The organism is Bacillota bacterium (assembly GCA_040754675.1).
Taxonomy (GTDB): Bacteria; Bacillota; Limnochordia; order Limnochordales; family Geochordaceae; genus Geochorda.
The window spans coordinates 1-9,347 of sequence record JBFMCJ010000127.1; the positions used below are offsets into that span (position 1 = coordinate 1).

Consider the following 9,347-nt stretch of genomic DNA (forward strand, 5'->3'; position numbering starts at 1 on the left):
ACGGGGGGCGGGCACCGGACGGGCCAGAGCCGGCGGCCCCGTGCGTCGCAGCACCCACTCGCGGGTGGCCGCCCCCGACAGCGCGGCTACCAGGAGTTCGGCTGTGGCCAAGTGCAGCACCTGAAGTCAGGCGGGAACCATCCACACCACGTTCAGCGCACCCAACCCCACCTGGGTGGCGTAGAGAGCCGCCGCCAGCCACCACACGCCCCCGGCCCGCACGGCGCCGGCCAGCACCAGGACACCCAGGACGGCCGCGGCGGCCCGGTGGCTCCACTGCAGCACGAACGGCCAGCCCTCTCTGGGCAGGAGGCTGCCGCCGCAAAGCGGCCAGTCGGTGCACGCAAGCGACGCCCCGGTGGCCCTCACGTAGCCGCCCAAACCCGCCACCACCAAGGCCGCCACGGAGGTCCACAGCGCAAGCCGCCAGGTGCCGGTGCGCCCGGCCTGTGCCTGCAACGGCGGCGGAAGCGCCCCCGCCGATCGGGCGAGGACCAGCGCCGAGGCCTGCAGCGCCACGACGATCGTGGCCGTGACCACGTGGGCCCCGCCCACGCCGGGCGAAAGCTCCGTCAGCACGTTGAGCCCGCCCAGCACGGCCTGGAACGTTACCACCACGGCGGCGCTCAGGGAGATGACGGCCAGTGCCCGCCGGGCCTGTCCCTCCCACGACGCCGCCGGCGCGGCTGCACGGCCGCGCCAGGCTACGATGGCCAGCCAGTAGACCCCCGCCATGAACAGGCCCGCCACCAGCCGGTGGGTGAACTCAATGATCGCGGCCCCCACGGCGGGCGGTACGACGCTCCCGTAGCAGAGCGGCCAGTCGGGGCAGCCCAGTCCGGAACCGCTTACGCGGACCACGACTCCAAATACCACGACGGCCAGGGACAGGATGGCGACGGCGAGCGCAAGGCGGAAAGGTGCGGCAGGACGCTTTCGTTCCTCGATCTGAAGCCCCACGGCCCCACTCTCCCTGTAACGGTATCGCGATAGCAAGTGAGTAGCGTTACTACTCGCAGTCTAACACATCTGCCACCCACCGGGGACGCCCCCAGGCAGGGCCGTGATTTCGTGGGCCGAATCCCTACGGGGAGGGGAGGGCGTACACCGTGGTCGTGCTGGCATGGCTCGTACCGGACGATGAGGCAAGCCTGCGCTCCTTCGTGGAGCACGCAAGTGCCATCACGCACGTCAGCCCTACGTGGCTGCGCCTGGACGCAAGCGCCCAGCTCCACGCGGCGCCTCAGCCCGAGGTGCTCGAGGCCGCACGGGAGCGGGGAGCCGCCGTGGTTCCCCTCGTGGTCAACGAGGGCTTCAAGGCAGAGGTGGCAGCGGCCATCCTGGAAGACCCCTCCCGCCGCCGCAAGGGCATTGACGCCCTGGTGCGCTTCGCCGAAAGCCAGAAGGCAGCCGGTATCAACCTCGACTTCGAGGGCCCCTTCGGTGCGTGGCGTCACCATTACACCGAGTTCGTGCATGCCCTTGCCGAACGCCTTCACGAGCTGGGGATGCGCCTGTCCGTGGACGTGGTCTGCCAGACCGAGGAACCGCATCCGGTGGAGGCGCTCCGGCAACCGGCCGACCCGAGTCGTGCCGGCTGGGTGGCATCGTGGGCAGAGCCGTATGACTACGCGGCCCTGGGGGAGGCGGTGGACCAGCTCGTCCTGATGGGCTACGACTTCCACTCCCGCCTCTCGGAACCCGGGCCCGTCGGGCCGGTCTGGTGGCTGCGAAGGGTTCTGGATTACACCCTGGAGAAGGTACCGGCGTCGAAGGTGGTGCTGGGGCTTCCGTTCTACGGCCGCCGCTGGGTGTCGATCGGACCGATGCCGCTCGCATCGTGGCAGCCCCCCGAGCCACTGGCTTACCGGATGCCGCGCTCGGCCAGGGACGCGGGCTTCGAGGCAGCAGCCGGCCTGAGCTTTGCGCAGGCCAAACAAGAGGCCGCGCAGGCGACTCTCCGGGAGCGCCGGGCCGTTGAAGGCTCGCCCTGGGCTGCTTTCAACCGGCCGGACGGGCGGCTGGTGGTCGTTCACTACGACGACGCCGAGAGCCTGGCCGGTAAACTCGGCCTGGTGCGTGAGTACGGGCTCGCCGGCTGCGCGTTTTGGCGCCTGGGCCAGGAGGACCCGGCGGTCTGGCGGCATCTCGGGGCATGACGCCGGGCTCTCCGGCAGCGGGGGGCTCTTTCCTCATCCGCTCGACAGCGCCGCCCAGCTCGCGTCGAACGCGCGCAGCGCCTCCTCGGTGCTCGGGTGTGCGATCAAGGCTTGAAACACTGCGAACGGCACCGACACGTCGTCGGCCCCCGAAAGCAGGCTCCACCGGGCATCCTCCGGCGACTTGACGCTGGCCGCCAGAAGGCGCGTCGGGGAGCCGCCTTTCCGGATGAGCCCGGCCATCTGTTCGAGGGCCTGCCTGAAGTCGGCGCCGGCAGCCCGAATGCGTCCGACGTACGGGATGACGAAGTCGACACCGGCAAGCGCGCCCGCGTACGCCTGCTCAGGGGTGTAGACGGCCGTCAGCGCCACGCGGTACCCCTGCTCCTTGAGCAGCGTGGCCGCCCGGATCCCGTCCCAGGTGGCCGGCAACTTGAAGATCACCCGGGCGGCACCCACCACGGCCCGCCGCCGTGCTGCCGCCGCCATGCGTTCGGCGGGCACCGAAGGCACCTGAACGAAGAGGGGCCGATCCGGCCCGAGGCGGCGGAGCAGCGAGCGGTAAAGGTCGAGCTCACGCTCCGAAGGTGTCTCCCAGGGAAGCTCGTCTGCATCCCCGGCCGCCACGTGGCTGCCGCCGGGCGCCAGGCCCAACGCCGCGCACACCAGCGTGGGGTTGGTCGTCACGCCGAACAGCACCGGGAGCCTGGCCAGTTCCTCGACCTCGCCCGCCACCGCCGAATCCAGGTACAAACCCATCTCCCCGCACCACCCAACCGTTCGCTGGCGTCGCACCGCGGGCGTTTCGCCAGTCCTGCGCCGGCTCCTCTGTGCCGCCGTGCAGGGAGCCGCCCGCATCCCCTGGAAGGTAGCGCCGAGAAGGAGAGGGTACAGGCCTCCGGAGTGGAGGGGCGTGCAAGGCCATGGGAAGACATCGGCCGGTCTCAACGTTTTCCATCGTGGCGTTCGAGCCGTTGACGGGCAGCCTGGGGGTGGCGGTGGCGTCCAAGTTCCTGGCGGTCGGGTCGGCCGTCCCCTGGGCGCGGGCGGGAGTGGGCGCCGTGGCCACCCAGGCGCGGGCCAATACGAGCTACGGCCCGGTCGGCCTGGAACTGCTGGCACGGGGCCTCAGCGTGGAGGAGGTGGCGCGGCGCCTGATCGCGGGCGACGAGGAGCGGGATCACCGGCAGTTCGGGATCGTGGACGCCAGGGGCCACGCGTTCGCCTACACGGGGCCGCAGTGCATGGAGTGGGCGGGACACGTCACCGGGCCGAACTTTTGCTGCCAGGGCAACATCCTGGCGGGGCCCCGCGTGGTCGAAGCCATGGCGGAACGGTTTCAGGCCTCCACGGGGGACCTGGCGGCTCGGATGCTGGCCGCGCTCGGGGCCGGGCAGGAGGCGGGCGGAGACCGGCGGGGCCGGCAGTCCGCCGCCATCCTCGTGGTACGGGAGCGGGGCGGCTACGGGGGCTTCAACGACCGTTACATGGACCTGCGCGTGGACGACCACCCGGACCCGGTGGCCGAGCTGGAGCGGCTGGTCGGACTGTTCCGGCTCTACTTCGAGAAGGACCCGAACCCGAGCTGGATGCGCCTGGAAGGCGCCGTGCTGGGCGAGGCCCAGCAGGCGCTGGTGAGGCTGGGGTATCTCGCCGCCCCGACTGGCCGGCTCGACGAAACAACCCGGGAAGCGTTGCGCCGCTTCCACGGCACCGAGAACTTCGAGGAGCGCGAGCACCCATCCGGCGACTTCATCGACCCCGTCGTGCTGGACTTCTTGAAGAAAAAAGCCGAACTCACGGCCTCGGAGAAGCCGCAGCACAGGGCCTGAGGCGACGCGATCCGCTCAGGGCGAGCAGCACCCCGCCCGCGCCGGCAGCGGCGGATGCCATCAGGAAGATGGCCTCGACGCCGGCTCGCTCGCCCAGCGCTCCGCCGACGAGGGGCGCGGTCACGCGCCCCAGCGCCTGGAACGACACCAGAAGCCCCATGGCAGTGCCACGGATGGCGGCCTCGAGACGGGTCGACAAGTAGCTCACGCCCAGGATCTCGGCGGACGAGAACGCAAACGACTGCAGCACCTGAAGCGGGTAGAGGTGGGCAGGGCGGCTCACGAGGGACAGCGCTCCCCACCGCACGACGGCTGCTGCGGCCCCTGCCAGCAACAGCGTCCGAACGCCCCACCGGTCGCCCGCCCGCCCCAACCACAGCATGAAAGGCACCTCGAACATGGCCGGCACCGCCATCAGCGTCCCAAACAGGGCGTCGCCGGCCCCCAGGTCGATGCGCACGAAGATGGGAAGGTAAATCGCCCCGGCCGCCATCGAGAACGTGAAAAACGCCATGGCGAACAGGAACAGCGCCACGTCCCGCATGCCCAGCACCACCCGTGGCCCGGGCAGGGAAGCCGGTCTCGCGGGCACCGCCCTGGCCGGTGCGGGCGTCTGCTCAGGGCGAACCAGCGGGGGCTCCGGGAGCCACCTCCACAGCGTCCAGGCCACCAGCGCATGAACGCCTGCCGAGAGCAGGAACGCGCCCCTAACCCCCCAGCCGCCAAGAACCCAGGCAAGCGAGACGGTCGTGACCGCCCAGCCCAACGACCCGCTGATGCGGTAGGCGCTGAACGTCCGGCCCTGCCGGTCGGGCCGCGCCAGGCTGCTCACCGACGCGTACAGCATGGTGACGTAGGCCGAGGTGGCGACGCCTGCCGCCGACATCAGAGCCGTCAGCAGGACGGCGCTCGAGGTGAACGGGATCAGTGCGTGAAGCGGCACGGCGGCGGCCACCGCTGCCACCAGGAAGCGCTTGCGGCTCCCGACCCGGTCGGAAAGGTGGCCCAGCGGGGCCTGCGACAGGAACGTAAGGAGTCCGGCTACCGCCTGGGTCACGCCGATCGCCCCGAGGCCCAGGCCCACCTCGTACAGGTAGACCCCCAGAAGCGGCATCGTCCAGCCCCAGGCCCCCATGAGCCAGAACGTGCCGACCCAGTACAGGGTGAAGTCCCGTTCGCGCCCCGCAACGGGCCGGGCAGCCCGGCGCACCAGCGCGTTCAGGCGCAGGGCGGCCCGGGCAGCGGGCGGCTCACCGTTCCTCGACGGATACTTCCGCCCCCCAATCGGACAGTTCCTCTCGATGGCTCAAGACCAGCACCTGCTGCTGCCCGGCCACCTGCTCCAGGGCCTGGCGGATCGAGCGCAATCGCCCGGCGTCGCAGTTGAGGAACGGATCGTCCATGATGAACGGCAGCCGCATCCGGTGATGCACCATGGCCGCCATGGCAAAGCGCAGCGCGAGGTAGAGCTGATCCCTCGCCCCCTGACTCAGCACGGCCGGCACCACCTCCTGCCCATCCGGCTCGGCCACCTTCAAGCGAAAGGCATCGTCCACGATGACCCGCCGGCCTTCGACTCCGGTGAACCGGGAGAAGTACGCACTCGCCTCCCGCTCCAGCTGTTCGCGAAACTCCGCCTGGAACCCGGCCGCCGCGTCATTGAGCCACCGGAAAGCCAGGGCCAGGGCCTGGATCTCCTGCTCGACGCGGGCCTGCTCCCTCTCCAGTTCCATGATTTCGAGCTCGGCCTGCGCCACGTTGACCGCCGCGGCCCCTTCCAGCGAGGCGAGCGTGCGGCTCAAGCGGACCTGTTCCTCCTGGGCGGCGGCTACCTGCTGGCGAAGCTCCCTTTCACGGGCTTCATATGCATCGAACTCCTGCTGAAGCTCGGCTGCACGCCGGTCGTCCTCCGGCGTCGGCAGAGCGGGAAAGGCCAGGCGGAGACGCTCCATGGCCTCGGTCTCGGCCCGCACCTGCTGGTCGAGGGAAAGGCGGCGCGCCTCGAGGGCGGCCACCGAGTCCACCTCATGCCCGGAGAGGAGTCCGGCGAGCTCCCGCTGCAGATCACGGAGTTGGGCTTCCTGTCTCGCCCTCGCGTCCAGGAGCTGGCGGGCGGCAGAGAGGTCGCCGCCTGCCCTCACCAGAAGCGGCGCAAGGCGGCCCTCCAGGGCGCGCAACTCCGCCTCGGCGGCCTGAATCTGGGCCGTGAGGCGCTCCCCTTCTTCATGCAGCGAGGCCGAATGCAGGGCCATGCGCTCGAGTTCGGCCCTGGCCTCCAGGCACGCCTGCACCTGGCGGGCCACCAGTTCCGGGGTGGCCTTCTCGTCGAAGGGCAAGACCTCCCGGCGCAGGCGCTCGATCTCCTCGTGAAGGGGATCGGCCCGGGCCGCTGCCTTCTGTTCCACCTCGATGGCGGCGAGGCGGTCCCGGATGCGGCTCCATTCGGACGCGCAATGCCCAGCCTTCTCCCAGAAGCCGGCCGGGACCTCCTTGAGCCAGGCGGCCAGCGATTCCGGCGCCGAGACGTCCTGCACCGTGAGAGCAAGCCCCGCCGCCTGCGCCGCCGTCAAGAGCCACTCCCGCAGCGCCTCGTGGCCCCTGAGCGGGCCGGCTGCCAGGCGGTCCCGGGCCTCGCGGAGGTGGGCCAGGCGCGCCCTTGCATCGTTCCACTCCGTCCAGGCCGCCGCCACGCCGCTCTCCCCAAACCGCTCCCGCACACGGGCCGTCCTGGCCAGGAAAGACGCAAGCCCCTCTTCCGATGCGGCGGCTTCACGCTCCAGGTCGGCCAACGCCTGGGGCGTGATGCCAAAACGCCTGAGTTCCTCCGCTTCGGCCGAGAGGCGCCGCCATTCCCGGCCGCAGGCAGCCGCCCGCTCGGCCATCGCCGCCAGCCGCCCCTCGTCGTCGGGGAGATGGTCGGCGGCGAGGTCCTGCGCCAGCCGCTCGGCTTCGGCCCTCGCCGACTGAAGCTCCACGCCCAGCGCCTGCAGGGGCACGAGCCCGCGCCGCCTCAACCACAGAAAGGCAGCGGAAGCCGCCGCGCCTGCCAGGCCAACCGCCGCCGCCACACCGGAGAGCTCGGGCGGCGGCAGTGCAGGGGTCTCGGGAAAGCGCCCCGCCCCGCCCCATACGGCAGCCGCTGCGACCAGCGCCAGGGCGCCGGCCGCCGCCCACGCCTGGCGGCGCCTCCTGCGCCGGACCGCAGAGAGCTTCTTCGCAAGCTCCTGCTGCCTTCGCGAAAGCTCCCCGCGCCGGCGCACCTGGTCAAACCGTACCCGGAGGCGGTCAGCCACTTCGGCGGGAGAGGCCAGGCCCCACCGCCTTTGCCATTCCATGACGTCGGCCCAATCCTGCGACAACTCGGCCTGTGCCTTCTCCAGGGCCGCCAAGCGCTGGCGGGACGACTCGAGCTTCGCGGCCGTGCGTTCCCGGGCCAGCCGGAGGGTGCGGAGCGTGGCGTCGTAGCTTCTCACGAGTTCACGCGTTGGCTCGTCCAACGCTTCGAGCACGTCGAAGCGCCGCCGCAGAAGTTCCTCCGTCTCCTGGATCCGGCGGCGTACTTGCTGGAGTTCATCCCAGGCTGCCGCCAGGCGCTCCGCCTGCTCGCGCATGTGGGCCACCTCGGCGGCGGGAGCAGGAAGCCACGGCGACCAGTCGGGCAGTTGCCGGAGGCGCTCGCGCAGCTCGTCCTGTTCGCGGCGCAGATGCTCGAGGTGCGCCTCCAGCTCGGCCAGTTCGGCGGCGCGCCTCGCCAGTTGCTCGTGGCGAGCCGGGATTTCGGCGAGGTCCTCACGCTGCCACCATTCGCCGTACTCCTGCTGCATGCGCCGGAGAAGTTCCGCCCGGTCGGTTTCGAGCCTCGCCAGCGCCTGCCCGATCGCCTCCACCCTGGCCCGGGCCTGCGCGAGGCTGCCTCGGAAAGAAGCGAGCCGTTCCAGGACAAGCGAGGCGTCCTCCGGAAGGTCGCTCAGTTCCGCCCACTCGGCGTTAATCTGCCGGACAAGCTCCGCCGCCCTGTCGCCGAGGCCCCGAGCACGCCGGATGGCGGTCTCGAGTTCGGCGGCGCGGGCCAGCAGCTGGCGCCGGCGCTGGTAGGCCAGGATCCAGGCGCGCCACGCCTGGACCAGGCGCTGGGTCCGGTCGTGTTCCTCCTGCGCCCGCCGGGTGGACGCCTCTGCCTCAGCCAGGGCCTGCTTGATCTGGTGGGCCCGGTCGAGCCGTTCCACCTCCGCCGCCACCTTCTGCTTGAGCGACTGGAGGCGGCCGGCGATCAGCTCTGCCCGTTGCGGCTTCTGCCCGTTACCCGGGGTGAGGCCCAGCTCGCCGGTTCGCATGGTGAGCGCTTTGGCCCGGGAGGCGAGCCACTGGCGCGCCCCCTCCAGGCCCGCCGTCCCGGCGCCGGTGATCAGCGCCTGCACCTCGCCGTCAAGCTGGTCGGTCTCGGGCAGGCGCTGCGTGACGCAGAAGATCTGCTCGAACAGCGACGAGGTGCTGATGCCCACGAGCTTGAGCAGGAGCCCCTCGAAGGGCGCCGATGTCTTGTCCCCACCGGGGTTGTGCAGTCCGTTGAACAGCTGCACCCACCCGGCGCTCGCCCGCCGGGAGCGGGGCGGGGCCGGCGGCTCCAGCGCGTCGGGCGGAACCGACCGGCCCTCGCGGGATCGCAGCATCACGCGAAAGCCATCGAAGTCCCGGTAAAGCTGGTACAGCCTCCCGTCCAGTTCAAAGACCAGCACGGCGTCGAACGCCGGCGGCGAATACCAGTTACGGAAACGCTCGCGGCTTTTTGCCCAGCGCGCGGTGGGGCGGCCCGGCGCCTTGTGCGAGTACAGCCCGAACAGGGCCGCCTCGACCCCGAACAAGAGTGTGGACTTGCCCCACTCGTTGGGGCGCACCAGCACGTTGAGGCCCGGCGAAAACTCCGCTCGCACGTCGCCGAACCGGCCAAAGCCCCGTAGCCGCAGGGCCCGCAAGGTGAGCGTCATGGCAGAAGCTGCCCCCTTTTCAGGGCTGCCTCCCCTCCAGCGCCGACATGGCAAGCCGCAGCGCTCTTGTGAAAAGCGAGCGGCGTTGGTCGTCGGGAGCCTGCTCGATCTCGCGAAGGGCTCGGCTGGCCAAAAGACCCCGCACGGTCGGCTCACGGGTCAGATCCTCCAGGCGTCGCGGATCAAGCCCTTCGGTCTCGTCCACCACGTCCACGAAGAAACACGCCGGGCCCAGCTCCCGCACAAGAGCCTCGGGGTCGAAGGTGAAACCCAAAACGCCCCGGGCGATCACGCGCAGGATGGGCCGCTCGGCGCAATCAAGCCGCGCCCGGACGTGCGCGGCCAGTTCCGCGGTGGACGAAAAAGGCCCG

At 71.0% G+C, this 9,347-nt stretch carries 7 protein-coding genes; 2 read left to right on the forward strand and 5 right to left on the reverse strand.

Annotation, left to right across the window (positions count from 1 at the left end):
• Positions 1-126: 126 nt before the first annotated feature.
• Complete coding sequence (locus AB1609_09155; GenBank protein MEW6046633.1) at positions 127-960, reverse strand: COX15/CtaA family protein; 834 nt, start codon at positions 958-960, stop codon at positions 127-129.
• Between the two features lie 149 nt (positions 961-1,109).
• Between AB1609_09155 and AB1609_09160 the strand changes: the two genes are divergently transcribed.
• Positions 1,110-2,159 carry a glycosyl hydrolase family 18 protein gene (locus AB1609_09160; GenBank protein MEW6046634.1) on the forward strand — a complete coding sequence of 350 codons (1,050 nt, stop codon included), beginning with the start codon at positions 1,110-1,112 and terminating at the stop codon, positions 2,157-2,159.
• A 33-nt stretch (positions 2,160-2,192) separates the two neighbouring features.
• Here AB1609_09160 and AB1609_09165 read toward each other — a convergent pair whose 3' ends face one another.
• A complete protein-coding gene (locus tag AB1609_09165; GenBank protein MEW6046635.1) occupies positions 2,193-2,918 on the reverse strand; it encodes a transaldolase family protein in 726 nt (241 codons plus the stop codon).
• A gap of 164 nt (positions 2,919-3,082) precedes the next feature.
• Here AB1609_09165 and AB1609_09170 point away from each other — a divergent pair, with 164 nt between their 5' ends.
• The gene (locus tag AB1609_09170; protein MEW6046636.1) at positions 3,083-3,991 is read left to right on the forward strand and encodes a DUF1028 domain-containing protein; all 909 of its coding nucleotides are present in this window, start codon (positions 3,083-3,085) and stop codon (positions 3,989-3,991) included.
• On the opposite strand, the gene AB1609_09175 is transcribed toward AB1609_09170, so the two are convergent.
• The 3 genes from AB1609_09175 to AB1609_09185 form a co-directional block, all read right to left on the reverse strand.
• Positions 3,957-5,201: an MFS transporter gene (locus tag AB1609_09175; GenBank protein ID MEW6046637.1), complete on the reverse strand. Its 1,245-nt coding sequence runs from the start codon at positions 5,199-5,201 to the stop codon at positions 3,957-3,959. The two genes, AB1609_09170 and AB1609_09175, sit on opposite strands and share 35 nt — an antisense overlap.
• Before the next feature lie 40 nt (positions 5,202-5,241).
• Complete coding sequence (locus AB1609_09180) at positions 5,242-8,976, reverse strand: AAA family ATPase (protein MEW6046638.1); 3,735 nt, start codon at positions 8,974-8,976, stop codon at positions 5,242-5,244.
• 19 nt (positions 8,977-8,995) lie between these two features.
• A partial coding sequence (locus AB1609_09185; GenBank protein MEW6046639.1) for a DNA repair exonuclease occupies positions 8,996-9,347 on the reverse strand: 352 nt, incomplete at its 5' end.

Coding starts and splice junctions, on each gene's coding strand:
- AB1609_09165 (MEW6046635.1), bottom strand. CDS start 2,918: ATGGGTTTGTACCTGGATTCGGCGGTGGCGGGCGAGGTCGAGGAACTG.
- AB1609_09170 (MEW6046636.1), top strand. CDS start 3,083: ATGGGAAGACATCGGCCGGTCTCAACGTTTTCCATCGTGGCGTTCGAG.
- AB1609_09180 (MEW6046638.1), bottom strand. CDS start 8,976: ATGACGCTCACCTTGCGGGCCCTGCGGCTACGGGGCTTTGGCCGGTTC.